The 23,482-nt window shown below is 70.6% G+C and carries 23 protein-coding genes; 3 read left to right on the top strand and 20 right to left on the bottom strand.

Features of this window, described 5'->3' with window-relative positions:
• The first annotated feature begins 60 nt into the window (after positions 1-60).
• Positions 61-711: a phosphoribosyltransferase gene (locus tag FHR72_RS20180; protein WP_183471411.1), complete on the top strand. Its 651-nt coding sequence runs from the start codon at positions 61-63 to the stop codon at positions 709-711.
• A 25-nt stretch (positions 712-736) separates the two neighbouring features.
• Here the strand turns inward: FHR72_RS20180 and FHR72_RS20175 are convergent, their stop codons facing one another.
• The 20 genes from FHR72_RS20175 to FHR72_RS20080 form a co-directional block, all read right to left on the bottom strand.
• Positions 737-1,084 (bottom strand): DUF308 domain-containing protein, encoded by a 348-nt coding sequence (locus FHR72_RS20175; RefSeq protein ID WP_183471409.1) that lies wholly within the window; start codon positions 1,082-1,084, stop codon positions 737-739.
• A gap of 30 nt (positions 1,085-1,114) precedes the next feature.
• Positions 1,115-1,939 (bottom strand): DivIVA-like cell division protein Wag31, encoded by an 825-nt coding sequence (wag31, locus tag FHR72_RS20170; RefSeq protein ID WP_183471407.1) that lies wholly within the window; start codon positions 1,937-1,939, stop codon positions 1,115-1,117.
• A gap of 213 nt (positions 1,940-2,152) precedes the next feature.
• Positions 2,153-2,443 (bottom strand): YggT family protein, encoded by a 291-nt coding sequence (locus FHR72_RS20165; RefSeq protein ID WP_183471500.1) that lies wholly within the window; start codon positions 2,441-2,443, stop codon positions 2,153-2,155.
• 91 nt (positions 2,444-2,534) lie between these two features.
• Positions 2,535-3,194, bottom strand: coding sequence for a cell division protein SepF (locus tag FHR72_RS20160; protein WP_183471405.1), 660 nt, complete (start codon positions 3,192-3,194; stop codon positions 2,535-2,537).
• Positions 3,191-3,988: a YggS family pyridoxal phosphate-dependent enzyme gene (locus FHR72_RS20155; RefSeq protein WP_183471403.1), complete on the bottom strand. Its 798-nt coding sequence runs from the start codon at positions 3,986-3,988 to the stop codon at positions 3,191-3,193. The genes FHR72_RS20160 and FHR72_RS20155 overlap by 4 nt, the downstream gene beginning before the upstream one ends.
• Complete coding sequence (pgeF, locus tag FHR72_RS20150; protein ID WP_311736203.1) at positions 3,985-4,677, bottom strand: peptidoglycan editing factor PgeF; 693 nt, start codon at positions 4,675-4,677, stop codon at positions 3,985-3,987. Before pgeF ends, FHR72_RS20155 begins: the two co-directional genes overlap by 4 nt.
• 67 nt (positions 4,678-4,744) lie before the next feature.
• Positions 4,745-5,923 carry a cell division protein FtsZ gene (gene ftsZ, locus FHR72_RS20145; RefSeq protein WP_183471398.1) on the bottom strand — a complete coding sequence of 393 codons (1,179 nt, stop codon included), beginning with the start codon at positions 5,921-5,923 and terminating at the stop codon, positions 4,745-4,747.
• A 201-nt stretch (positions 5,924-6,124) separates the two neighbouring features.
• The gene (locus tag FHR72_RS20140; protein WP_183471396.1) at positions 6,125-7,000 is read right to left on the bottom strand and encodes a cell division protein FtsQ/DivIB; all 876 of its coding nucleotides are present in this window, start codon (positions 6,998-7,000) and stop codon (positions 6,125-6,127) included.
• A complete protein-coding gene (murC, locus tag FHR72_RS20135) occupies positions 6,997-8,373 on the bottom strand; it encodes a UDP-N-acetylmuramate--L-alanine ligase (protein WP_221194101.1) in 1,377 nt (458 codons plus the stop codon). The genes FHR72_RS20140 and murC overlap by 4 nt, the downstream gene beginning before the upstream one ends.
• A 50-nt stretch (positions 8,374-8,423) precedes the next feature.
• Positions 8,424-9,566 carry an undecaprenyldiphospho-muramoylpentapeptide beta-N-acetylglucosaminyltransferase gene (gene murG, locus FHR72_RS20130; RefSeq protein ID WP_183471392.1) on the bottom strand — a complete coding sequence of 381 codons (1,143 nt, stop codon included), beginning with the start codon at positions 9,564-9,566 and terminating at the stop codon, positions 8,424-8,426.
• Positions 9,563-11,056 carry a putative lipid II flippase FtsW gene (ftsW, locus tag FHR72_RS20125; RefSeq protein ID WP_183471390.1) on the bottom strand — a complete coding sequence of 498 codons (1,494 nt, stop codon included), beginning with the start codon at positions 11,054-11,056 and terminating at the stop codon, positions 9,563-9,565. Before ftsW ends, murG begins: the two co-directional genes overlap by 4 nt.
• 8 nt (positions 11,057-11,064) lie before the next feature.
• On the bottom strand, positions 11,065-12,513 hold the full coding sequence (gene murD / locus FHR72_RS20120) for a UDP-N-acetylmuramoyl-L-alanine--D-glutamate ligase (protein WP_183471498.1): 1,449 nt from the start codon (positions 12,511-12,513) through the stop codon (positions 11,065-11,067).
• Between the two features lies 1 nt (position 12,514).
• On the bottom strand, positions 12,515-13,594 hold the full coding sequence (gene mraY, locus FHR72_RS20115) for a phospho-N-acetylmuramoyl-pentapeptide-transferase (RefSeq protein WP_183471388.1): 1,080 nt from the start codon (positions 13,592-13,594) through the stop codon (positions 12,515-12,517).
• On the bottom strand, positions 13,591-15,084 hold the full coding sequence (locus FHR72_RS20110) for a UDP-N-acetylmuramoyl-tripeptide--D-alanyl-D-alanine ligase (protein ID WP_183471386.1): 1,494 nt from the start codon (positions 15,082-15,084) through the stop codon (positions 13,591-13,593). Before FHR72_RS20110 ends, mraY begins: the two co-directional genes overlap by 4 nt.
• Positions 15,081-16,613 carry a UDP-N-acetylmuramoyl-L-alanyl-D-glutamate--2,6-diaminopimelate ligase gene (locus FHR72_RS20105; protein WP_183471384.1) on the bottom strand — a complete coding sequence of 511 codons (1,533 nt, stop codon included), beginning with the start codon at positions 16,611-16,613 and terminating at the stop codon, positions 15,081-15,083. The genes FHR72_RS20110 and FHR72_RS20105 overlap by 4 nt, the downstream gene beginning before the upstream one ends.
• A gap of 43 nt (positions 16,614-16,656) precedes the next feature.
• Positions 16,657-18,603: a peptidoglycan D,D-transpeptidase FtsI family protein gene (locus FHR72_RS20100; RefSeq protein ID WP_183471382.1), complete on the bottom strand. Its 1,947-nt coding sequence runs from the start codon at positions 18,601-18,603 to the stop codon at positions 16,657-16,659.
• Positions 18,600-19,613, bottom strand: a complete 1,014-nt coding sequence (gene ftsL, locus FHR72_RS20095) for a cell division protein FtsL (RefSeq protein ID WP_183471380.1) — start codon at positions 19,611-19,613, stop codon at positions 18,600-18,602. Before ftsL ends, FHR72_RS20100 begins: the two co-directional genes overlap by 4 nt.
• Positions 19,610-20,749, bottom strand: a complete 1,140-nt coding sequence (gene rsmH / locus FHR72_RS20090) for a 16S rRNA (cytosine(1402)-N(4))-methyltransferase RsmH (protein WP_183471378.1) — start codon at positions 20,747-20,749, stop codon at positions 19,610-19,612. Before rsmH ends, ftsL begins: the two co-directional genes overlap by 4 nt.
• On the bottom strand, positions 20,724-21,158 hold the full coding sequence (locus FHR72_RS20085) for a division/cell wall cluster transcriptional repressor MraZ (protein WP_183471376.1): 435 nt from the start codon (positions 21,156-21,158) through the stop codon (positions 20,724-20,726). Before FHR72_RS20085 ends, rsmH begins: the two co-directional genes overlap by 26 nt.
• Positions 21,159-21,449: 291 nt before the next feature.
• Positions 21,450-21,851, bottom strand: coding sequence for an SCO2097 family morphological protein (locus tag FHR72_RS20080; RefSeq protein WP_183471374.1), 402 nt, complete (start codon positions 21,849-21,851; stop codon positions 21,450-21,452).
• Positions 21,852-22,066: 215 nt separating this feature from the next.
• Between FHR72_RS20080 and FHR72_RS20075 the strand changes: the two genes are divergently transcribed.
• Both FHR72_RS20075 and FHR72_RS20070 read left to right on the top strand, forming a co-directional pair.
• Positions 22,067-22,657 carry a GNAT family N-acetyltransferase gene (locus tag FHR72_RS20075; protein ID WP_183471372.1) on the top strand — a complete coding sequence of 197 codons (591 nt, stop codon included), beginning with the start codon at positions 22,067-22,069 and terminating at the stop codon, positions 22,655-22,657.
• Positions 22,658-22,767: 110 nt separating this feature from the next.
• Complete coding sequence (locus FHR72_RS20070; RefSeq protein WP_183471496.1) at positions 22,768-23,418, top strand: LppM family (lipo)protein; 651 nt, start codon at positions 22,768-22,770, stop codon at positions 23,416-23,418.
• Positions 23,419-23,482: the final 64 nt, after the last annotated feature.

Here is a 23,482-nt window from a genome sequence, read left to right as displayed (position 1 = left end):
CCTCGTTTCGCGAAGTGGATTGCCCATTTATCGTCTCGGGTACTCCCGATTGACCGTCCCATGAACGACATCACGCGCACCTACCGGGACCGCCGCGAGGCCGGTCAGGTGCTCGCGCGGGATCTGGCCGCCTACCTGGGCCGCGGCCAGCTGCAGATTCTCGGGCTCGCCCGCGGCGGTGTGCCCATCGGGCGGGAGGTCGCCCGCGCGCTCGGCGCACCCCTGGACGTCTGCATTGTCCGCAAGCTCGGCGTGCCGCAGTGGCCCGAACTCGCCATGGGTGCGGTGGCGACCGGCGGGGGTGTCGTGCTGAACACCGATCTGCTGCGCAGCCTGGATATCGGGGATGGCGCGATCCGTGACGCCGTCACCCGCGAGACCGCCGAACTCCGTCGCCGGGAAGCGGCCTACCGCGCCGGACGAGGGCCGCTCGATGTCTCCGGACGGACCGTCATCCTCGTCGACGACGGCATCGCCACCGGAGCGAGCATGATCGCTGCGGTGCGTTCGGTCCGGGAGGCGGGTGCCGCCCGCGTGATCGTCGGCGCGCCGGTCGGTCCCGCGTCGGTCTGCCGGTCACTGCGCGAGGAGGCCGACGAGGTCGTCTGTTCCACCACACCGTCGAACTTCCAGGCGGTAGGCCAGGTGTTCGCCGATTTCCATCAGGTCAGCGACGACGAGGTGCGCGAACTGCTGCGCGCGCCGGGCTGACGCGGTGCGGCTCGTGCGGTGTGGATCAGTTCTTCGGGGTCTCCCCGTCGACCCGGTCTGACTCGGTCGCGCGGGCCTCGGTATCGACGGCGACCGTGTCGTCGGTGGTCGTCTCGTCGTAGTCCTCGGCGATCGGGGCTTCGTCCGGATAGTCCTCGTAGTCGGACTCCGTGTTGTCGAGATCGTCTGCCGCAGCGGCAGATTCATCGCTGTCGCCCTCGGAGCGGTCGCGGATCGCGTCGACGATGAGGAGCACCACGCCGATGACGCTGGCCGCGATACACACCCAGGCGATCAAGGCGTTGCTGGTGACGACAGCCGTCACCAGGGCAGCGAGACCGATGATGGCGAGCACGAGCGCGACGATCAGCATGGGCCCACCCTAGGCGCTAGGGGCACGCGACTAGTTGTTGCCCCGGTTGAACTGGTTGACGCCGCCGTCGTTGCTGACGCCGTTGTCCACCGGCGCCGCAGATCCGCGCGTGCCGAGCTCTTCGAGCTGGGACTCCAGGTAGGTCTTGAGCCGGGTCCGGTACTCGCGCTCGAAGGTGCGGAGCTGCTCGAGGCGACCCTCCAGCACCGTGCGCTGCTGGTTGATGGTCCCCATGATCTCGGAGTGCTTGCGCTCGGCGTCGGCCTGCAGGGCGTCGGCCTTCTCCTGTGCCTGACGCAGCTGCGTCTCGGACCGGCTCTGCGCGTCGGCGAGCATCGCGTCGGCGCGCTGGCGGGCCTCGGTGACGGTCGTCTCGGCGGTCTGCCGCGCCTCGGTGACCAGCTGATCGGCCTGAGCGCGGGCGTCGGCGAGCATCTTCTCCGACTCGGCCTTCGCGCTGCTCGTCAGGCGATCCGCGGTGTCCTGGGCCAGGCTGAGCACCTTCGCGGCGCGCAGGTGCTGGTCCTCGGTCGCGGGGGCCGACTGCTGGGCGGGCGGAGCCTCGTAGACGGGCTGCGGTGCCGGGGTCGGCGCCGGTGCGGGTTCGGGCTCCGGCTCGTAGACTGGGATGGTCTGCGTCGGCTGGGCCGCGGCCCCGCCGGCACGGGCCGACGAGAGTTCCTGATCGAGTTCGGCGACCCGCTGGCGCAGGTCGGTGTTCTCCTCGATGAGACGGGACAGCTCGTTCTCGACGAGATCGAGGAAGGCGTCTACCTCGTCCTCGTTGTAGCCGCGCTTGCCAATGGGTGGCTTGCTGAATGCCACGTTGTGCACGTCGGCAGGAGTGAGCGGCATTGTCTGCCCCCTTGAGTCTGGACCGTCAACTGATCACGAAGTGTAAAGCCTTACTGAAACGTAACTGGCGTCCATCCTGTCACACGTGACCCGGCGGTTGCAGGCGAGGCCGATAATTAATACCGAAACTCAACATTCCGCCAGGCGGGCAGGAAATGCGGAATTCCCCGTACCGCGCCTCGCCGAGACGCGACCGCCCAGGCCGGACAACGGTCAGGCAGTGGCGCCGAACGCCAGCTGCATGCCGATGAACGCGACGAGCAGCAGCACCATGATCGACAGATCGAACCGCACGGCACCTATCGTGAGCTGCGGAATTATCCGACGCAGCAATTTCACGGGCGGATCGGTCAGCGTCATGATCACCTCGAGGACGACGACCGTCGCGCCACGCGGGTGCCAGTCCCGGCTGAATGACCGGATGAACTCGACGACGACCCGGGCAATGAGCAGTAACCAGAAAACGAACAGCGCGAAACCCAGGATTTCGAAGAAGAGCGCCAACGGAGCCGACCTCACTCAGGCAGAAGTGTGACTTTGACAACAGGCCGCGGAGACTGCGACCTCGTCAGCCTACCCGGGTTGACGGACCTGCCTACTGGTAGGCGTAGAAGCCCGCTTCGGCGATGCGGCGCCGCTGCTCGGCGGTGACGTCCACATCGGCCGGCGAGAGCAGGAAGACCTTGGTCGCCACCTTGTCGAACGAGCCCCGCAGCGCGAAGGCCAGCCCGGCCGCGAAATCCACCAGCCGCTTGGCGTCGGCGTTGTCCATCGAGACGAGGTCCATGATCACCGGGGTGCCGTCACGGAAGCGCTCGCCGATGGTGCGGGCCTCGCTGTAGTCCTTCGGGCGCAGGGTCGTGATCTTGGCGAGTGGGCTCCCCGCCTCGAACAGCTCGGCCATGCCGCGTGGGTCCATCGCGAGTGCGCCGCGGGTCGATCCGCGCATGGCGCCGAAACGCGGTGGGGTGCGGTCGAATTCGCGGGGGGTACGCATCCGGGCCTCGAAGCGGGCGTCGTCGAAACCGCCGGCCATGCCACCTCGGTAGGCGGGCGGCTCGTCGTATTCACGGCGACGGTCTTCCGGATGGCTGTCGTAGCCGCGGGTGTAACCCTCGTCCTCGAAGCGATCTTCGCGGGGACGACGGTAGCCGCTGCGCGCGGGACCGCGGTCGTCGTCCTCGTAATAGTCGTCTTCGTAGTCGTCCATCGGCGCCATACCGAAGTAGGCCTTGACTTTGTGCAGTGTGCTCATTGTGAGGACCCTTCTGGCGGTGCCTGTGATGAAGGTGTGACTGGTGTGACTACTTCCGGTGACGTTAGCGGTCGCGCTCCCAATAGCGCGGTACCGACACGCACACACGTCGATCCATGTTGGACCGCCGCTTCGAGGTCACCGGACATGCCGGCGGACAACTCGATGCGTTGCTGGTAAGCGGTCTGTACCCGCTCACGCTCGCGTTGTAACCGGGCGAAGGATTCGCCAGGATCGGCACCGATCGGTGGCACGGCCATCAGGCCGACAAAGGTCAACGCCGCCGCGGAGTCCATCGCGCCACACAGTTCGTCGATCCGGTCCACGGCGTCCACATCCACGCCGCCGCGGGCCTCGTCGCCGTCGAGGCTGACCTGCAGATACACCCGCAGGGGCTCCCGGCGCAGCCCCTCGTCGAGCGCTTCGGAGGCAGAGCGGTCCAGCGCCGCAACGACTTTGGCGCTGTCGACAGAATGTGCGGCGTACGCCCAGCGCGCCACGGACCGCGCCTTGTTGCGCTGGATGCGCCCGACCATGTGCCAACGGATCGGCACCGGCCCGAGGATGCGGCCGACCTCCTCGACCTTGGCCGACGCCTCCTGATCGCGCGACTCCGCGAAGGCCGTACACCCCAGCCGGTGCAACGCCACCACATCGGATGCGGGAAAGAATTTCGTGACCGGCAGCAGCTCGATGCCGGCGACATCGCGCCCGGCCGCCGCGGCGGCCCGTTCCAGGCGCGCCCGCAGCGCCGTGAGGGCGTGGCCCAGCTCGGCATCCCGACTATCGGTCATGACGCCGGTTCCAGCCAGATCAGCGACGCCAGTCGCCCGGTCGGGTTGTCGCGACGATGGCTGAAGAGGTTGCGGTCGGCCACGGTGCACCGCGGGTCGACGTCGATCGACCGGACGCCCAACGAGCGCAACTGCGCAGCGATCCCTGCGCGCAGGTCCAAGCCCGGGGTGCCCCGGCCCGTCCGGGTCCGACTCCCCGGCAGCGCCTGCTCCACCTCCGCGGCCATCGCCTCGGGCACCTCGTAGTTGGCGCCGCTGACCGCCGGGCCGAGCAGCACCGACACGTCCGCGACGTCGGCCCCGTGATCGGTCATCGTCTCCAGCGCCCTGGCCACGATCCCGCCCGCGGCGCCCACCCGGCCTGCATGGACCGCGGCGACGACCCCGGCCCGCGCGTCGGCCATCAGCACCGGCACACAGTCCGCGGTGACCACGGCCAGCGCCAGCCGCGGCCGCGTCGTCACCAGCCCGTCGGTGTCGTCGACGCTCCCGCCGCCGTGATCGACGACGGCGACAGTGGAACTGTGGACCTGGTTCATCCACGCGACACCGCCCTCCCCCAGCCCGATCGCGTCGGCCAGCCGTCGGCGGTTCGCCGCGACCGCAACGGGGTCGTCGCCGACGTGATCGCCGAGGTTGAACGTCGCGAACGGTGGTTTGGACACCCCACCGGCTCGAGTGGTGGTCACACGCCTGACACGGAACCTCGTCGTGCGGCCCGAGGGCGCACCATCGGTCACAGCGCGACCCTGCGGACTAGTGGCGCATGAACGGGGGGACGTCGACATCGTCGTCGGAGATACCCCCGTCATCGCCTCCGCCGATCCGCACCGTCGCACCGTTGGTGTGCCCGGCGGGCACGCTGGCGGGATCCGACGGCTCGAAGATCGACGAGTTCACCCGTCCGGCCTTGCCGGGGGCGATCGGCTGCGCCGCTGCGGCCGGCGCGGCCTGCGTGGCCTCCCCCGTGACCGGCGTGCGCCCCGGCCCGGCGGCGTCGAAGCCCGCGGCGATGACCGTGACGCGGACCTCGTCACCGAGGGAGTCGTCGATGACGGTGCCGAAGATGATGTTGGCGTCCGGATGCGCCGCGTCCTGCACGAGCGAGGCGGCCTCGTTGATCTCGAAGAGTCCCAGGTCGCTGCCGCCGGCCACCGACAGCAGCACGCCCTGTGCGCCTTCCATCGACGCTTCGAGCAGCGGGGAGTTGATCGCGATCTCGGCCGCCTTGAGCGCACGTCCGTCGCCGCGTGCCGAGCCGATGCCCATCAGGGCGGTGCCGGCCGAGCTCATGACGCCCTTGACGTCGGCGAAGTCGACGTTGATCAGACCCGGGGTGGTGATCAGGTCGGTGATGCCCTGCACGCCGTTGAGGAGTACCTCGTCGGCGCTGCGGAACGCGTCCATCAACGACACCGCGGCGTCGCCCATCTGCAGGAGACGGTCGTTCGGGATGACGATCAGGGTGTCGCAGCTCTCGCGCAGCGACTGGATGCCGTTCTCGGCCTGGTTGCTGCGGCGTTTGCCCTCGAACGAGAACGGCCGGGTCACCACGCCGACGGTCAGCGCGCCGAGCTTGCGCGCGATCGATGCGACCACGGGTGCGCCACCGGTACCGGTGCCGCCGCCCTCGCCGGCGGTGACGAACACCATGTCGGCGCCGCGCAGCAGCTCCTCGATGTCGTCCTTGGCGTCCTCAGCGGCCTTGCGGCCCACCTCGGGATCCGCGCCGGCGCCGAGGCCGCGCGTGGAATCGCGCCCGACGTCGAGCTTGACGTCGGCGTCGCTCATCAGCAGCGCCTGCGCGTCGGTGTTGATCGCGATGAACTCGACGCCCTTGAGACCTTGCTCGATCATCCGGTTGACGGCGTTGACGCCACCGCCGCCGATGCCGACCACCTTGATCACAGCGAGGTAGTTATGCGGGGGGGTCATGGAAAGCCCTTCCTGCCTGGATTGCCTGTCTGGTAACGGATAACCGCTGGAGCAAACCCTCAACCTCAACAAGAGGCTTAGAGTTATGTCAAGTTGTTCCGCGCAAACAGAACGGTAGGGCCGGGCGCCATGCATGCCGGGCAGGCGCGCCGAAACGACACGACAAATTCTTGTGAGTCCTTCGTGCGGTCGAGCGCGCGGCTATTTGACGGTCGGCAGGTCCGGGCTGGACACGTCGTAGACGCGGCCGGGCTGGGTCAGCAGCGCGGCGAGTTTGAGGGCTTTCTCCTCGGTGCGGTCGGTGGTCCCCCACACGACCGTGCGGCCGTCGATCAGGGTCAGCGTGATCGCGGCCGTCGAGGGGGCCGACACCCGGCCGACCTGGCTGGCGACGTCGGGCCGCAGGGAGGTCATCACCTGAAGCGCCGCCTCGGTCGCCGGGTCGTTGGGCCCCGGGTTCTCGGTGTCGAGGTACGGGATTCCCGGCGGCGGTGGGCCGGTGGCGAAGTCGACCCCGTCCTTGTCGAACAGGTGCACCCCGTCCGGGTAGTCCCGGACGACCACCGGCACGCGTTCGACGATCGTGATCCGCAGCGTCGACGGGTACTGGCGCTGCACACGGGCCGACGCGATCCGCCGGATTCCGGCCACCCGTTCGGCGACCGCGTCGGTGTTCACCTGCAGCAGCGGCGTTCCGGGCGCGATCGCGGCGGCCGCGACGATCTCCTCCTGGGGCACCGCCCCCACCCCGGTGACGACGATGCTGCGCGCCGACATGATCGGCGTAAAGTACAGCAGCAGGCCCAGGCCGACCACGACGACGGCCAGCACCGCCGTCCACATCAGGATCTTCAGACCGCGGACCGTGCCCCGCCCCAGGGTCTTGGGCTGCGGTTGCGGCGCACCGAGCACCTTGCGTTTGGCCTCGCGGCGGGCTTCCTCGATCGCGGTGGCCCTGGCCTGGGCGGCCCGCCGCTCCTCGCGTTCCCGGCGGGCCCGCCGCCGGGGGCCCTCGATATCCTCGGCCGGCTCCGACTCGGCCGGCTCCTGCGGCGGATCCTCGGTGGGCTCGCTCATGTCCGGGCCTGCACCTCGGCGAGGATCTCGCGGCCCAGCAGCGTGACGTCGCCGGCGCCCATCGTCACCACCACGTCCCCGGGCGCGACGGCTGCGGCCACCTGTGCGGCCACCGCGGAGAAGTCCGGGATGTAGGTGACCGGAGCGGACACCGCATCGGCGATGGTGGCTCCGCTGATCCCGGCGAGCGGCTGCTCCCGGGCGGCATAGACGTCGAGCACGAAGACCATGTCCGCGACGCTCAGCGCCTGTCCGAACTCCGAGGCGAAAGCCGCGGTGCGCGAATACAAGTGGGGCTGGAACACCACGGCGGCGCGACCCCGGCCCTGCTGTTCGACCACGGCGCGCACCGAGGCGAGCGTGACGGCGACCTCGGTCGGGTGATGGGCGTAGTCGTCGAAGACCCGGACCCCGCCGGCCGTGCCGACCAGCTCGAAACGCCGTCGCACACCGTCGAATCCGGCGAGCCCGTCGAGCACGGTGTCCACCTCCGCGCCGGCCTCCCGGGCCGCCAGCAGCGCGGCCAGCGCGTTGAGCGCGGTGTGCCTGCCCGGCACCGACAACCGCATGGTCCGCGTGCGGTCCTCGCCGCGCAGCCTGATCTCGGCGACCGCGCCGGTGCCCTGCTGCGTCCACGTCAGCAGGGAGGCGTCCAGCCCGTCGGCGCTGCCGTAGCGCACCACCCGCACACCGCGTGCCGTGCTGCGCTCGGCCAGGGCCGCCGCGCCGGGGTCGTCGACGCAGACCACCAGTGCGCCATCGGGTCTGATGCGTTCGACGAAGTGGTCGAAGACCGCGGTGTACGCCTCGACAGTGCCGTAGAAATCCAGGTGGTCGGCCTCGATGTTGGTCACGATCGCGACGTCGGGGCTGTACTCCAGCAGCGATCCGTCGCTCTCGTCGGCCTCGGCGACGAAGGTCGAACCGCTGCCGTGGTGGGCGTTGGTGCCTGCCTCACCGAAGTCGCCGCCGACCGCGAAGGACGGGTCGAAACCGCTGTGCTGCAACGCGACGATGAGCATCGAGGTGGTGGTGGTCTTGCCGTGCGTTCCCGTCACCATCAGCGTGGTGTGGCCCGTCATCAGCTTGGCCAGCACGGCCGGCCGCAGGATCACCGGAATCCCGCGCCGGTGCGCCTCGACGAGTTCGGGGTTGGTCTTCGGGATCGCGGCGTGGGTGGTCACCACCGCGGTGGGTCCGCCGGCCAGCGTGTCGAGCGCAGACGCGTCGTGCCCGATCCGCACGTCTGCCCCGCGGGCGCGCAACGCGATCACGCTGCGGGACTCCTTGGCGTCGGACCCCGACACCTGTCCCCCGCGGTCCAGCAGGATGCGGGCGATTCCCGACATCCCCGCTCCGCCGATCCCGACCATGTGCACCCGCTGCAGTTCGGGCGGCAGGTCGGTCGGGCCGTCGTACGCGCTCACCGCGTCGTCCGTCCGTCCCGTGCCACGCCGAGGGCGATCTCGGCGACCCGCCGCGCCGCGTCGCGGTGACCCGCCAGCGCCGCGGCCGCGGTCATCGCCGCCAGCCCGTCCCGGTCGTTGAGCAGGCCGGGGACCGTGCCCGCCACGTATTCCGAGGTCAGGGAACGGTCGTCGACCACCAGGCCGCCGCCCGCCTCCACCACCGGCAGCGCGTTGAGACGCTGTTCGCCGTTGCCGATGGGCAACGGGACATAGATCGCGGGCAGCCCGACGGCGCTGACCTCGGCGACGGTCATCGCCCCGGACCGGCACACCGCCAGGTCGGCGGCCGCATACGCCAGGTCCATCCGGTCCAGGTAGGGCACGGCCACGTACGGCGGATCGCCCGGCGCGGGTGTGCGCAGCTCGAGGGTGTTCTTCGGACCGTGCGCGTGCAGCACCGAGATACCGGCCGCCGCGAGGCTTTCGGCCGCGCCGGAGACCGCCCGGTTGAGTGACTGCGCCCCCTGCGAACCACCGAAGACCAGCAGCACCCGGGCGTCCGGGTCGAAGCCGAAATACTCACGCGCCTCGGCCCGCAGCGAAAGCCGGTCCAGTGACGTGATCGCCTCCCGGACGGGCACCCCGACGACGTCGACCGGGCCCAGTCCGGGGTCGGGGACCGCAGAGAGCACGCGCTGCGCCACGCGCGCGCCGACCTTGTTGGCCCAGCCGGCGCTCGCGTTGGCCTCGTGGACCACCACCGGCACCCGGCGGCGTGCGGCCAGATACGCGGGAAGGGCGACGTATCCACCGAAACCGATGACGACATCCGCGGACACCGCGTCGAGCACCGCCCGGGTCTGCCTCACCGCGGTGCGCACCCGCATCGGCAGACGCATGAGGTCGGCGGAGAGCTTGCGAGGCAGCGGGACCGGGGTGATCAGCTCGAGGTCATAGCCGCGCTGCGGGACGAGCCGGGTCTCCAGGCCGCGCTGCGTTCCCAGCGCGGTGATCCGCACCCCGGGTTCCAGCGCTCTCAACGCGTCGGCGACCGCCATCGCGGGTTCGACATGGCCGGCCGTGCCGCCGCCGGCGAGGACCACCGAGATTCCCCGGTCGCTCCGCTGCTGCCCCGCCGGGACCGAGAACGCCGTCACCCGTAACGCTGACCTTCCAGTGTGCGGGCCCGCCGGCCCTGATTTCGCTGCGCTTCACCGTAACCGCCGGACGGCCGGCCGGAGCGCACCGGGTGCCGGGGCTGCTGCCGGGCCCGGGGGCGCGGCTTCTTCTCGGCGGGCTTGTCGGGGCGGCCGGGACGCCGGCGCAGCCGGTCGCGCAGCGCCTCGGTGCGGGTCGGGACGTACGGCGCGGGCAGGGGCAGCCGCAGCAGCCGGTTGACCTTGTCGTCCCGGCCCGCGCGCAGCGCGGCCACCGCCTCGGGTTCGTGGCGCGCGGCGTTGGCCATGATGCCGATCATCAGCAGCGTGGTCGCCGTCGACGTGCCGCCCGAGGAGATCAGCGGCAGCTGCAGACCGGTCACCGGGAGCAGCCCCACCACGTAGCCGACGTTGATGAACACCTGGGACAGGATCCACAACGTGGCCGTCGCGGTGAGTAGCCGCAGGAACGGGTCGGCGGAGCGGCGCGCGATCCGCATCCCGGTGTAGGCGAACAGCCCGAACAGGATCAGCAGGCCTGCGGCGCCGATGAACCCGAGTTCCTCGCCGATGATCGCGAAGATGAAGTCGTTGTGGGCGTTGGGCAGATAGTTCCATTTCGCCGTGCCCTGCCCCAGGCCGTCGCCGAACACGCCGCCGTTGGCCAGCGCGAACCTGGCCTGCCGGCCCTGATACCCCGAGCCCTGCGCGTCGGCGCTCGGATTGAGCCAGGACTGCACCCGGGCCGACCGGTAGCCCTCGGCGAGTGCGAGGACCACACCGGAGACCAGGACGGCGCCGAGCGAGGTCAGGAACACCCGCAGCGGGAGACCCGCGTACCAGAGCAGGCCGAGCAGGATGACACCCATCGACAGGGTCTGTCCGAGGTCGGGCTGGACGACGATGAGCGCGAGCGCGACCACCGCGGCCGGCACCAGCGGCACGAGCATCTCCCGCAGGGAGGCCTGCTCCATGCGCCGCGCGGCCAGCAGGTGGGCGCCCCAGATCGCGAGTGCGATCTTCGCCAGCTCGGAGGGCTGCATCGAGAATCCGGCCACCACGAACCATCCACGGGAACCGTTGGCCACTTTGCCGATTCCAGGGATCAGCACGAGGACGAGCAGGATGACGGTGAACGCGTAGCCGGAGAAGGCGAATCGACGCATGAGGGCGACGGGCGTGCGCAGCGCGATGTAGAACGCGAGCAGCCCGACGCCGGTCCACAGCAACTGCTTGGCGAACACCGACCACGGCGAGCCGTCGGTGTCGTAGGAGTAGACCCCCGAGGCCGACAGCACCATCGTCAGGCCCATGGTGATGAGCAGTGCGGTGATGGCGACGATCAGGTGGAACGACGTCATCGGCCGGCCGAGCCAGGCGCCGACGCGGGTGCGCGGGACCGGGAGGGCGGCGTCGGCGGCAGTGACGGCCTGCGGATCGGCGGCCGGATGGGCGCGGCGGTGGCGCAACCGGCTCAGGATGTTGCTCACTCGGCCCGCTACCGCAGCGCCGCGCGCACCGCGGCGGCGAAGGCGTCACCGCGGTGTCCGTAGCTGGTGAACTGATCGAACGACGCACCGGCGGGTGCGAGCAGGACGGTGTCGCCGGGGTGTGCCAGACCCCGGGCTGCGTCGACGACGGCCGTCATGACGGCCTCCCCGAGCGGCTGCGACCCCGAGGGGACCACTCGAGTCACACGAGTAACACCTGACACATCGTTCCCATGCACCACAGAATCCTCCCCCGTCACAAGCTCGACGACGGGGACATCCGGTGCGTGTCGCGCCAACGCATCGGCGACCGCCCTGCGGTCCTGGCCGATCAACACGGCCCCGACCAGGCGATTCGCGGTTTCTGCGACCAGCGCGTCGACGGAGGCGCCTTTGAGCAGACCGCCGGCCACCCAGACCACGCGCGGGAACGCGGTGATCGACGCCTGGGCGGCGTGCGGGTTGGTGGCCTTGGAGTCGTCGACATAGGTGATGCTGTCGGCCACCGCGACGACCTCCGCGCGGTGCCGGCCCACCTGAAACGTGACGAGGGCATGGGCGATGGCGGGCGCCGGTACGTCCACCGCACGGGCCAGCGCCGCGGCGGCGAGCGCATTCAGTACACCGACCGGACCCGCCACCGAGATGTCGCCGGCCGCCGCGAGCGCCAGGCCGGGGGCGAACGCGTTGTCCGTCAGCACGCCGTCACGCACCCCGAGTTCGCCCGGACCCGGCTCGCCGAGCCGGAACCCGACCTTCGTTCCCGCGGGCGCCTCGCGCAGCAGTCGCGCGGCGAGGTCGTCGTCGAGTCCGCCCACCGCGACCCGGCCCGTCAGGACCCGGGCCTTGTCGTGCGCGTACGCCTGCATCGAGCCGTGCCAGTCGAGGTGGTCCTCGGCGAGGTTCAGCAGCACGCCGGCCTCGGGGCGCAGGGACGGCGCCCAGTGCAGCTGGAAGCTGGACAGCTCGACGGCGAGCAGGTCGGCGGGCTGGTCGAGCAGGGCCAGGACCGGATCGCCGATGTTTCCGCACAGCACCGCCCGCCTGTCGGCCGCCTGCAGCATCGCGTAGAGCATCGACGTCGTCGTGGTCTTGCCGTTGGTCCCCGTGACCACCAGCCATTGCCGAGGTGTGCCGAACCGGCCGGACCGGTCCAGCCGCCACGCCAGCTCGACGTCACCCCAGATCGGAACGCCTGCGGCTGCCGCGGCAGCCAGCACCGGCGCCGTCGGCGGAAAGCCCGGGCTCGTCACGACCAGGTCGTAGTCGGCGATGCGCGCCACTGCGTCCGCGGGCGCGACGGTGTCGACACCGTCGTCGGCGAAGGTCGCCAGCGCCGCCGGGCTGTCGTCGGTCACGGTGGCGCGGACGCCCAGGAAGGTCAGCGCCTCCAGGATGGCCCGGCCGGTGACCCGGGCGCCGGTGACCAGAACCCTGGCGCCGGACAGCGCGTCCATGTCACGCACCGACGGTCGTCAGCCACTCGCTGTAGAAGAGCGCCACACCGAGCCCGCACGCGATGGCGGTCAACAGCCAGAACCGGATGATGACCGTGGTCTCCGCCCAGCCCACCAGCTCGAAATGGTGATGGAACGGCGCCATCCGGAACACCCGGCGCCCCGTCGTGCGGAACGCCATGATCTGGACGACCACCGAGGTCACCTCGGCCACGAACAGCGCGCCGAGGACGACGGCGAGCATCTCGGTGCGGCTGGTCACCGACAGGCCGGCGATCACGCCGCCCAGCGCCAGCGAGCCGGTGTCGCCCATGAAGATCTTGGCCGGCGCGGCGTTCCACCACAGGAATCCGATGCACGCGCCCGCGGTCGCCGCGGCGATGATCGCGAGGTCCAGCGGGTCCCGGACGTTGTAGCAGCCGACGCCGGGGCTGGTCGCGCACGCATTGCGGAACTGCCAGAACGTGATCAGCACGTAGGCCGCGCAGACCATCGCCATCGCTCCGGCCGCCAGGCCGTCGAGCCCGTCGGTGAAGTTCACCGCATTCGACCAGGCGCTGACGATCACCACGCAGAACAGCACGAACAACCCGGGAGCCAGGGTGACGGTTGCGATCTCGCGGACGTAGGACAGTTCGGCGCTGCCCGGGGTCAGGCCGTCGGCGTTGCGGAACTGCAGCGCGAGCACTCCGAAGAGCACGGCGGCCACCAGGATGCCGACGGTCTTGGCGGTCTTGTTGAGGCCGAGGTTGCGCGCCCGGCGGATCTTGATCAGGTCGTCGAGGAAACCCACGACGCCCAGTGCCGTGGCCAGACCGAGGACCAGCAGACCTGAGGCCGACGGACCCTTGCCGTCGATCACGATGCCGACCAGGTGCGTGCCGAAGTAGCTGGCCCAGATGCCGGCCACGATCGCGACGCCGCCCATGGACGGCGTGCCGCGTTTCTTGTGGTGGCTGGGCGGGCCGTCCTCGCGGATCTCGTGCCCGAAGCCCTGGCGGGTGAACAGCCGGATCAGCATCGGAGTCAGCAGGATCGACACCGCCAGGGCGATCGCGACGGCGATCAGGATCTGCCTCATGGCGTGCCCTCCGCGGCGAGCGTGTCGGCCAGCGCGCCCAGGCCCGCGGAGTTCGAGGCCTTCACCAGGACGACGTCGCCGGGCTGCAGCTCGGCGCGCAGCAATTCCAGCGCGGCGTCGGCATCGTCGACCTGGGTGGCCTCGGATCCCCACGACCCTTCCATGACCGCCCCGTGCAGCATGGCGCTCATAGGCCTCCCCGATCCGACGACGATGAGTCGAGACACATCTAATCGCACCGCCAACCGGCCGATGCGGTCGTGCTCGGTAATCGCGTCCTCGCCGAGCTCGGCCATCTCCCCCAGCACGGCGAAGCTCCGGCCCGCGCCGGCGTTCTGCCGTGCCATCCACGCCAGTGCTTTGAGGCCGGCCGTCATCGAGTCCGGGTTCGCGTTGTAGGCGTCGTTGACGACGGTGACCCCGTCCTCGCGGGTGCTGACCTGCATCCGGTGCCGTGACACCGGGCCCGCGGTCGCGAGCGCGCTCGCCACCTGATCGAGGGTCGCCCCGCACTCCAGCGCGATGGCCGCGGCGGTCAGCGCGTTGGACACCTGATGGTCACCGTGCACGGCGAGCGTGACCGGCACCTGCTCCCCTCCGGCGTGCAGGGTGAAGCTGGGCCGCGCCAGCGGGTCGAGGGTGACCGCGTCGGCGCGGATGTCGGCGTCGGGGCCGCGGCCGACGCGCACCACTCTGGCCGAGGTCTTTTCGGCCATGGCGGCCACGATGGGGTCGTCGGCGTTGAGGATCACCACGCCGGACTCCGGAACCGACTGCGGCAGTTCGGACTTCGTCTCCGCGATGGCCTCCCGGGAACCGAACTCGCCGAGGTGCGCGGTGCCCACGTTGAGCACTGCGCCGATCGACGGCCGCGCGATGCGGGCCAGCGCCGCGATGTTGCCGCGGTGGCGCGCCGACATCTCCAGCACGAGGTAGTCGGTGGATTCGGTGGCCCGCAGCACGGTCCAGGGATGGCCCAGCTCGTTGTTGAACGACCCCGGCGGCGCGATCACCTCCCCCAGGGGGTCGAGGACGGCGGCGATCAGGTCCTTGGTCGAGGTCTTGCCCGACGACCCGGTGATGCCGATGATCGTCAGCCCGCGGTCGGCCAGCTCCGAGGCGACCGCGGCGGCGAGCGTGCCGAGCGCCGCGAGCACCGCCGCACCGGCGCCGCCGAGGTCGTGTTCGAGCACGCCTGCGGTGCCGGCTGCGCCGGGGTCGCTCGCGGGCGCGTCGACGACGATGGCGGGAACGCCGACCGGGCGGGCGGCCAGCACCGCGACCGCCCCCGAGGCCACCGCCGCGGCGGCGAACTCGTGCCCGTCGGCGCGGGCACCCGGCAACGCAAGGAACAGCCCGCCGGGCGTGACCGCCCGCGAGTCGAACTCGACGGTGCCGGTCACCGTCGTCGTCGCGGCCTCCTCGGCGGTGATGTCGGTGAGGCGTCCCCCGACGATCTCGGCGATCCGGGCCAGGGTCAGTTCGATCACAGCGTCGACCTCCGGGCGGTCAGTGTCTCGAGCGCGGCGGCCAGTTCCTCGCGGTCGTCGAACGGTCGCGTCTCGCCCCGGCTCGTCTGCCCGGCCTCGTGGCCCTTGCCGGCGATCAGCACGATGTCGCCGTCGCGGGCCCACGCCACCGCGTGGCCGATGGCGGCGCGACGGTCACCGATCTCGACCACCTCGGCGTCGCCCCGGGCGCCCGCCACGATCGCGGCCCGGATCACGGCCGGGTCTTCGTCGCGGGGGTTGTCGTCGGTCACCACCACCAGGTCGGCGAGTTCGGCGGCCACCCGGCCCATCGGCTCCCTCTTGCCCTGATCGCGGTTGCCGCCGGCGCCGAACACCACGGCCAGCCGGCCGCCGGTCTGCTGCCGCAGCGTCTGCAGGACCGCTTCCAGCGCGCCCGGTTTGTGGGCGTAGTCGACCAGCGCCAGGAACCCCTGCCCGCGGTCGACGGTCTCCAGCCGGCCCGGAACCCTGGCGCTGCGCAGCCCGGGCGCCGCCTGCTCCGGGGACACTCCGACGGCGTCCAGCAGGGCCACCGCGAGCAGACCGTTGGCGACGTTGTAGCTGCCGGGGAGCCCGATCTCCACTGCGTGGTGCACCCCGGCCGGGTCGACGGCGAGGAAGTCCTGGACGCCGCCGTCCAGCGAGCGGACCTCCTGCACCCACCAGTCCGCATCCCCGGTCGCGCTCACCGTGACGGGACGCTCGGCCCGGGCCGCCATCGCGCGGCCCCATTCGTCGTCGACGCAGATCACCGACTGCGCGGCGCGGGTGATCGACCCCGGATCGAAGAGCCGGGCCTTCGCCTCGAAGTAGTCCTCCATCGTCGGGTGGAAGTCCAGGTGATCGCGGGAGAGGTTGGTGAACCCGCCGACGGCGAACGCGACCCCGTCCACGCGGCCGAGGGTCAGCGCGTGGCTGGACACCTCCATGACGACGGTGTCGACGCCCTGTTCCAGCATCGCGGCCAGCAGCGCCTGCAGCGCGGGCGCCTCCGGGGTCGTCAGCCCGCCCGGCTGCTCACGCCCGTCGATGCGCACGCCCACGGTCCCGATCAGCCCGGCAACCCGGCCGGCGGCGCGTAGTCCCGCCTCCACGAGGTAGGTGGTGGTGGTCTTGCCGGAGGTTCCCGTCACGCCGATGACCCGCAGATGTTCCGACGGCCGCCCGTACACCGCCGCCGCGGTTTCGCCGAGGACCCCCCGCGGATGCGGATGGACCAGGATCGGCACGTCCAGCCCTCCGCAGGCGGCGATCTCGGACACCCCGTCGGCGTCGGTGAGGACCGCGACAGCCCCCCGGTCGACGGCCTCGGCGGCGTAGCGGCCGCCGTGCGCGCGGGTTCCCGGCAGCGCGGCGAACAGGTCACCGGCCTGGGCGTCCTGCCCCCGCAGCGTGACGCCGGTGATGTCGATGCCGGGGACCGGACCGGCCCCGGCAGAACCCGCACCGACCAGGTCGGACAGCGAGTCGAGACGGAGACCGACGGGGTGGTTGGTACGCAGGTTCATGGCGTTGACACAGTACCGACCGCCAGGAGTTCGCCCGCCCGAGTCACCCTGCTTGCAGCGTGAGCGGCGCACCCGGGTCGGCCGACAGCGGAACGTTCTCCCGCTGCAGCAGCCACGAGGCGATGTTGTGGAACAGTGGCGCAGCGGACGACCCGGGCGAGCCGTCGGCGGCGCGGTGCGGGGCGTCGAGCATGACGCCGATGACGTAGCGCGGGTCGTCGGCCGGCGCCATCCCCGCGAAGGTGATCCAGTAGACGTCGCTGTAGTAGCAGCCGCACGCCGGGTTGATCTGCTGGGCGGTGCCGGTCTTCCCGGCGATCTGGTAACCCTCGACGGCCGCCTGCGGGCCGGTGCCCTGCTGAATGCCGCGGGGGTCGCGCTGCACCACCGAGCGGAACATGTCGCGCACCGTGCGGGCGGTCTCGGCGGACACCACGCGGATGCCCTCGGGCCGGGGCTCCTCGGTGCGGCTGCCGTCCGGCGAGACGGTCTCCTTGATGATGCGCGGCGGAACGCGTACACCGTCGTTGGCGATCGTCTGATAGATGCCCGTCATCTGCAGCAGGGTCATCGAAAGGCCCTGTCCGATGGGCAGATTGGAAAAGGTGCTGCCGGACCACTGGTCGATCGGCGGGACCAGGCCCGAGCTCTCACCGGGCAGCCCGACGCCGGTGCGCTGACCGAGACCGAACATCTGCAGCATCTTGGAGTACTTCTCGGGGCCGAGCCGCTGCGCGAGCATCAGGGTGCCGACGTTCGACGACTTACCGAACACGCCGGTGGTGGTGTAGGGCATCACGCCGTGCTCCCACGCATCGCCGACCGTGACACCGCCCATGTTGATCGACCCGGGCACCTGCAGCACCTCGTCGGGGGTGGTCAGCTTGTTCTCGATGACCGCGGCGGCGGTGATCATCTTGTTCACCGAGCCCGGCTCGAACGGCGAGGACACCGACAGGTTGCCCAGCTGGCGGTTCTCCTGGCGGCTGATGTCCTGGGCCGGGTTGAAGGTGTTGTCGTTCGACATGGCCAGCACCTCACCGGTTTTGGCGTCGAGCACGACGGCCGAGGCGTTCTTCGCACCGGATGCGTCCTTGGCCATCTGGACCTGTTGCTGAACGTAGAACTGGATGTCGTCGTCGATCGTGAGGGTGACCGTCGACCCGTTGACCGCGTCGTGCCGGTTGCGGTAGCTGCCGGGGATGACGACGCCGTCGGAGCCGCGGTCGTAGGTGACCGAGCCGTCGGTGCCGGCGAGCACCGAGTCCATCGAATCCTCCAGCCCCAGCAGGCCGTGACCGTCCCAGTCGATACCGCCGACGATGTTGGCGGCCAGCACCCCGCCGGGGTACTGGCGCAGATCCTGGCGCTCGGCGCCGATCTCGGGGAACTTGGTGGTGATGGCGTCGGCGATGGCGGGATCGACGGCGCGGGCGAGGTACACGAACGTCTCGTTGCTGCGCAGTTTCTTGAGCACTGTCGCCGAATCGGGGTTGTTGCCGAGGCGCCCGGAGATATCGGCGGCGATCTCCCGAAGGCGCGCATCGGGTTCCGGCGCCTCCTCGGACTCCTCGCCGGCCTTCTGGAACGCCTCCTCCAACTGCTTGCGGACCTTCACCGGCTGGAATGTCAGCGCCCGGGCCTCGATGGTGAAGGCGAGCTTGTCGCCGTTGCGGTCGACGATCGACCCCCGCAGCGCCGGGTCGATGTCGGTGACCTTCAGCTGGCCCGCGGCCTCGGCGCGCAGGCCTTCGGCGCGCGGGACCTGCAGGGTGAACAGCTGAGCGGCGGCGACGACCAGGAGAAGGAAGATGACCGCGTTGCCTGCGCGATGCCGGAACACGAAAGAGGCGCTGCGCAAACCGTTCTGGGGGGCCGCCTGGCGGGTGCGCCGGGCGCGCGCGGAGCGTTCCTGGTTCGGCACCTTCGTGGCTTTTACGGCCTTCGAGGTCGTCGCGGCCTTCGAGCGCCGGCCCGCGTCGCGGCTCATGCGGGCGCCCCGGGAACCGGAGCGGCCACGACGGGCGGTGCCGGTGCGGGTGCGACGGGCCCGGGGGCAACGGGTCCGGGGGCTGTCAGCTGACCCGAGACCGCATGCGGCACTTCGGCTCCCGGCGCCGCGGGGACCGGGACGGCGCCGGGCAGCGGCAGGGCGCCGGGGACCGGCTGAGCGCCGGGCAGCGGGAGGGCGCCGGGCAGAGCGAGCGGCGCCGTTGCCGACGGCATCCGCACCGGGACCTCGCGAGGTTCCTGGACACGCGGCGCCGGAGGTGCCGGCGGGACCGGCGGCGGCAGCGGGGCGTTCAGCGGAGGCGGCGGAACACCTTCCGCGGGTTTGGGCGTGCCGATGACGACCCAGTTCCCGGCCGGATCCTGCACGAGATGCGCGGTGTCGCGCGACGGGATCATGCCCAGGTTGCGCGCGGCCTCGGCGAGCGCGGGTGCGGCCTGGGCCTCCAGGACGTCGCGTTCGAGCGCTTCCTTCTGCTGCATCAGCGCCTCGTTGGTCTGGCGCGCGCTGCCGAGCTGATAGGACCGCTCGGCCGCGTCGGTGGACAGCCACAGGGTCACCCCGAGTCCGACACCGAGCGCCGAGATGATGAGGACGACGAACGGTACCCGGGCGACGAGGCGCTTCGGGTTGAGTTCGATCGAGGCGAGCCGGACCAGCAGCCGTTCACGCAGTGGCGGCCGGACGACCTTGGGCGCCTTGGCTTTGCGCGCCTTCGCCCGGGCCTTGGCCTGGCTGGCGCTCTTGGGGCGGGCGGGGACGTCGACCGGCCGGGCGCTGGGCGTGCCGCGCGGCGCCGAGCGCTGGGGGCGCGCGTCGCGGGTGGCCTTGCGACCACCGCGGGGCGGCGCCTCGACGGCCGCGCGCTTGGCTTCGCGGGCGCCCCTGCGCGCGGCGCGGGCCTGCGGGGTCGTCGCGGTGTCGCGCGAGCGGGCGGCCCTGCGACCGGAATCCCTGCTGCCGTTGCGTGCCGGCTTCTTCGCCTTCATCGCTGCTCTCCCCCAACTTTTTCCAACGCGCGCAACCGGACGGGGGCGCTTCTCGGATTACGGTCGATCTCCTCGGCGTCGGCGCGCTCGGCGCCCCTGGTCAGCGCGACGAATTCCGGTCCGTACCCGGGGAGCTCGACCGGGAGACCGGGGGGCGTCCGCGACGCCGTGGCAGCGGTGAAGGCCGTCTTGACGATCCGGTCCTCCAGGGACTGGTAGGCCATGACCGCGATACGTCCATGCGGTCGCAGCGAGTTCAGCGCGGCGGGGATGGCCAGCCGCAGCGACTCCAGCTCCGCGTTGACCTCGATGCGCAGCGCCTGGAAGGTCCGCTTGGCCGGGTGCCCACCCGTGCGCCGGGCCGGCGCCGGGATCGCCTGGTACAGCAGCTCGACGAGTTCCCCGGTGGTGGTGAACGGCGTCTCTGCCCGACGCCGCGCGACGAACGACGCGATCCGGCCGGCGAACTTCTCCTCGCCGTACTCGCGCAGCACACGTGCCAGCGCCTTCTCGTCGTAGGTGTTCAGAATCTGCGCGGCGGTCAGATCGGACCCGGAGTCCATCCGCATGTCCAGCGGCGCATCGGCGCTGTACGAGAAGCCCCGCTCGACGCGGTCGAGTTGCATGGACGACACACCGAGGTCGAACAGGATCGCGTCGACCGAGCCGCCGCCGAGCACGTCGTCCACCGCAGAGGCGATGCCGTCGTAGCGGGTGCGGACCAGGGTGATGCGATCTGCGAACGGCGCGAGACGGTTTCCGGCGATCTGCAGCGCGTCGGGGTCGCGGTCGAGGCCGATCACGCGCAGGCCCGGGAAGCGGGTGAGGAAGCGTTCGGAGTGGCCGCCGGCACCCAGCGTCGCATCGACGAGCGTCGCGCCCTGTCCGTCGGCTTCCACACGCGTCAGGGCGGGGGCGAGCAGGTCGACGCATCGGTCGAGCAGAACCGGGACGTGGGGCTCGTCATCCACCATCGATGCACCCTGAGGGATTGGGGCGGCCCCTGCAGTGAGGTCCCTGCCCGAGTACGCGAACCTGACGTCGGGGAAGTACGTCAGGGCCGGTTCGGGCAGAGGCCGCACTGCACGGGCCTGCGGGCCGGTGGCCAGATCAGAGAATGTCGCCGAGTGCTTCATCGCTGGCCGCGGAGAAGTTCTCTTCGTGAAGCTCCTGGTATTCCTGCCACGCCTGGGCGTCCCAGATCTCCAGGAAGTCGATCGAACCCGTCACCACACATTCCTTGGTGAGGTTCGCGTAGCGGCGGTGTTCCGGTGAGAGGGTGATGCGGCCTTGTGCATCCGGGTACTGCTCGTCGGTACTGGCGGCCAGGTTGCGCAGGTACGCACGCGCCTGGGGATTGCCGCGCTTGGCCTTCGCGGAGACCTCGGCGATCATCTCCTCGAACTCGGCCCGCGGATGGACAGCCAGGCTGTGATCTTGGCTCTTCGTGACCATCAACCCTCCTGCCAGCGCGTCGCGGAATTTCGCGGGCAACGTCAGCCGCCCTTTGTCGTCGAGCTTGGGCGTGTAGGTGCCGAAGAACATCTCGTCACCTCGCAGACCTTGCTCAAGCCTTGCTTGCACGGAACCCCGGTCGCTCCGTTGTCCGCCACTTTACCCCACAATCCCCCACTTCGCGCCATATCGTGTCGCGCGTTTCGCACCGGCGCCCCACCAACAGGGCGAACCGCGCGCACAGGAGTGGCCGTCGGTGTCCCGGATTGACACAGCTGGCCGAGAAAGCCCAGTTCACGCTACAGAACGGAGTGAAGTGGGGCCGAGTGGGGCAAAGAAAAAGGGCAGCCCATCGGGCTGCCCTTTGGTGGGGGTGTCGACCTATTCGTCGAACCGCCGGCGGAACCGGTCTTCCATCCGGCTGGTGAACGATCCGCCGGATCCCTTCGCCCGCCTCTGGCGCTGGGCCGACAGGTCGTTGGGAACCCGGTCGCCCTTGGCGACGCGGGGTCCGGTGATCGCGAAGACGACGCCGCCGAACATCACGATGAATCCGATCACCGAGAGAATCGGGAAGCTTCCGATCATGGTCGCCTTGAACGCCACCCCGGCCACGAGCATCGCGAGCCCGAGCACGAACAGCGCCGCGCCCTGCAGGCGGCGCCGCGTGGAGGGCGCGCGGAGGTTGCCGCCACGAACGCTCGACGCGAACTTGGGGTCCTCCGCGTAGAGCGCGCTCTCGATCTGGTCGAGCATGCGCTGCTCATGATCGGAGAGTGGCATTCGTCCCTCCCTCTTGCCGTGGGGGCGTCGCAGTCATTCAAAGTCGGGGGTGCCCGCATGTACGGACACTTAACGATGATGATACGAGCTGAATCTGAGCCGTACCACCTTGTTCGCGGCTCGATTCTATGACGTGCACCGCTGTTGGGAGGCAACACCTCGGCTTCCCGATAATGGAGGTCGTCCGCACGAACACTTTCGGGAGGGGCAGACACTTGGCGACACGTCTGATCGATCTGTCGCCGAGCGATATGCAGCAGCGTCTCGGCGACGCGCTGACCGTCTACGTCGACGCCATGCGCTATCCGCGCGGCACCGAGGACCAGCGGGCATCGATGTGGCTCGAACACATCCGCCGGCGCGGGTGGAAGGCCGTCGCCGCGATCGAGGTGCCCGACGATGAGGCGGCCGGCACCCCCGTCGAGTCGGCGCCGCTGCTCGGTATCGCCTACGGCTACTGCGGCGCCCCCGACCAGTGGTGGCAGCAGCAGGTGGTGTCGGGTCTGCGGCGCAGCGGGGCCGACCGGGCGCGCATCGCCGAACTGATGGCCAGCTACTTCGAGCTCACCGAGCTGCACATCCACCCGCGGGCCCAGGGCCGCGGCCTCGGCGAAGCGCTCATCCGCCGCCTCCTCGACGACCGCACCGAGGCCCAGGTGCTGCTGTCGACCCCCGAGATCAACGGGGAGGCGAACCGGGCCTGGCGCCTGTACCGCCGCCTCGGTTTCACCGACGTCATCCGCGACTACCACTTTGCGGGCGACCCGCGCGCCTTTGCGATTCTCGGCCGTTCCCTGCCTCTCTGAAGGCAGCAGCGGCGGTGAACACGTACCCGGCAGTGAACTCGAAGACGGGAACGGTCTGGCACGATGACCGGGTGCCGAACCGTCACCGCACCCGCCGGCGCCTGCTCGCGATGGTGTTGCTGCTGCTGGTGGTCGCGCCGTCGCTGATCGGTTGCGTACGGGTCAGAGCGTCGATCACCGTGTCCCCGGACGATCGCGTGTCGGGCCAGATCGTCGCGGCGGCCAAACCCCGCGACGACAACGACAAGGGTCCGCAGCTGCTCAACAATCTGCCGTTCGCGCAGAAGGTCGCGATCTCGGACTACGACCGCGACGACTACGTCGGGTCGCAGGCCGTCTTCTCCGACCTGACCTTCGCCGAGCTGCCCCAGCTGGCGAGCATGAACCGGGATGCCGCCGGCGTCGACATCTCGCTGCGGCGCGCGGGTGACCTCGTCATCCTGGAGGGCCGCGCCGATCTGACCTCGCTCAGCGACTCCGAGGCCGACGTGTCACTGTCCGTGGCGTTCCCCGGCGAGGTGACGTCGACCAACGGAGACGAGATCTCGTCGTCGGTGGTCGAGTGGAAGCTGCGGCCCGGCGTGGTGAGCACGATGAACGCCCAGGCGCGCTACACCGACCCCAGCGCGCGGTCGTTCACCGGTGCCGCGATCTGGCTCGGCGTCGCGTCGCTCGTCGTCGCCGGCATCGTCGGCTGGCTCGCCTACACGAGCCGGGACCGCTCCCCCCGCCCGGGCGAACCACAGGAACAGGCGCACTAGCGCTTATTGCTCTGTCCCGGGCAGCAGGCTCTACGCTGAGCAGTCGGGGGCTGTGACCAGAGAA

Source organism: Mycolicibacterium iranicum (assembly GCF_014190915.1).
Lineage (GTDB): Bacteria > Actinomycetota > Actinomycetes > Mycobacteriales > Mycobacteriaceae > Mycobacterium > Mycobacterium iranicum_B.
The sequence above is the reverse complement of the archived record's forward strand: the minus strand, read 5'-3'. Positions and strand labels throughout refer to the sequence as shown.

What these genes read in the sequence shown, in the direction of transcription:
- FHR72_RS20180 (WP_183471411.1), top strand. Translation starts at nt 61, where the DNA reads ATGAACGACATCACGCGCACCTACCGGGACCGCCGCGAGGCCGGTCAG.
- FHR72_RS20175 (WP_183471409.1), bottom strand. Translation starts at nt 1,084, where the DNA reads ATGCTGATCGTCGCGCTCGTGCTCGCCATCATCGGTCTCGCTGCCCTG.
- wag31 (WP_183471407.1), bottom strand. Translation starts at nt 1,939, where the DNA reads ATGCCGCTCACTCCTGCCGACGTGCACAACGTGGCATTCAGCAAGCCA.
- FHR72_RS20160 (WP_183471405.1), bottom strand. Translation starts at nt 3,194, where the DNA reads ATGAGCACACTGCACAAAGTCAAGGCCTACTTCGGTATGGCGCCGATG.
- FHR72_RS20155 (WP_183471403.1), bottom strand. Translation starts at nt 3,988, where the DNA reads ATGACCGATAGTCGGGATGCCGAGCTGGGCCACGCCCTCACGGCGCTG.
- ftsZ (WP_183471398.1), bottom strand. Translation starts at nt 5,923, where the DNA reads ATGACCCCCCCGCATAACTACCTCGCTGTGATCAAGGTGGTCGGCATC.
- FHR72_RS20140 (WP_183471396.1), bottom strand. Translation starts at nt 7,000, where the DNA reads ATGAGCGAGCCCACCGAGGATCCGCCGCAGGAGCCGGCCGAGTCGGAG.
- murC (WP_221194101.1), bottom strand. Translation starts at nt 8,373, where the DNA reads ATGGTCGGGATCGGCGGAGCGGGGATGTCGGGAATCGCCCGCATCCTG.
- murD (WP_183471498.1), bottom strand. Translation starts at nt 12,513, where the DNA reads ATGGACGCGCTGTCCGGCGCCAGGGTTCTGGTCACCGGCGCCCGGGTC.
- mraY (WP_183471388.1), bottom strand. Translation starts at nt 13,594, where the DNA reads ATGAGGCAGATCCTGATCGCCGTCGCGATCGCCCTGGCGGTGTCGATC.
- FHR72_RS20105 (WP_183471384.1), bottom strand. Translation starts at nt 16,613, where the DNA reads ATGAACCTGCGTACCAACCACCCCGTCGGTCTCCGTCTCGACTCGCTG.
- FHR72_RS20100 (WP_183471382.1), bottom strand. Translation starts at nt 18,603, where the DNA reads ATGAGCCGCGACGCGGGCCGGCGCTCGAAGGCCGCGACGACCTCGAAG.
- ftsL (WP_183471380.1), bottom strand. Translation starts at nt 19,613, where the DNA reads ATGAAGGCGAAGAAGCCGGCACGCAACGGCAGCAGGGATTCCGGTCGC.
- rsmH (WP_183471378.1), bottom strand. Translation starts at nt 20,749, where the DNA reads ATGAAGCACTCGGCGACATTCTCTGATCTGGCCACCGGCCCGCAGGCC.
- FHR72_RS20085 (WP_183471376.1), bottom strand. Translation starts at nt 21,158, where the DNA reads ATGTTCTTCGGCACCTACACGCCCAAGCTCGACGACAAAGGGCGGCTG.
- FHR72_RS20080 (WP_183471374.1), bottom strand. Translation starts at nt 21,851, where the DNA reads ATGCCACTCTCCGATCATGAGCAGCGCATGCTCGACCAGATCGAGAGC.
- FHR72_RS20070 (WP_183471496.1), top strand. Translation starts at nt 22,768, where the DNA reads ATGGTGTTGCTGCTGCTGGTGGTCGCGCCGTCGCTGATCGGTTGCGTA.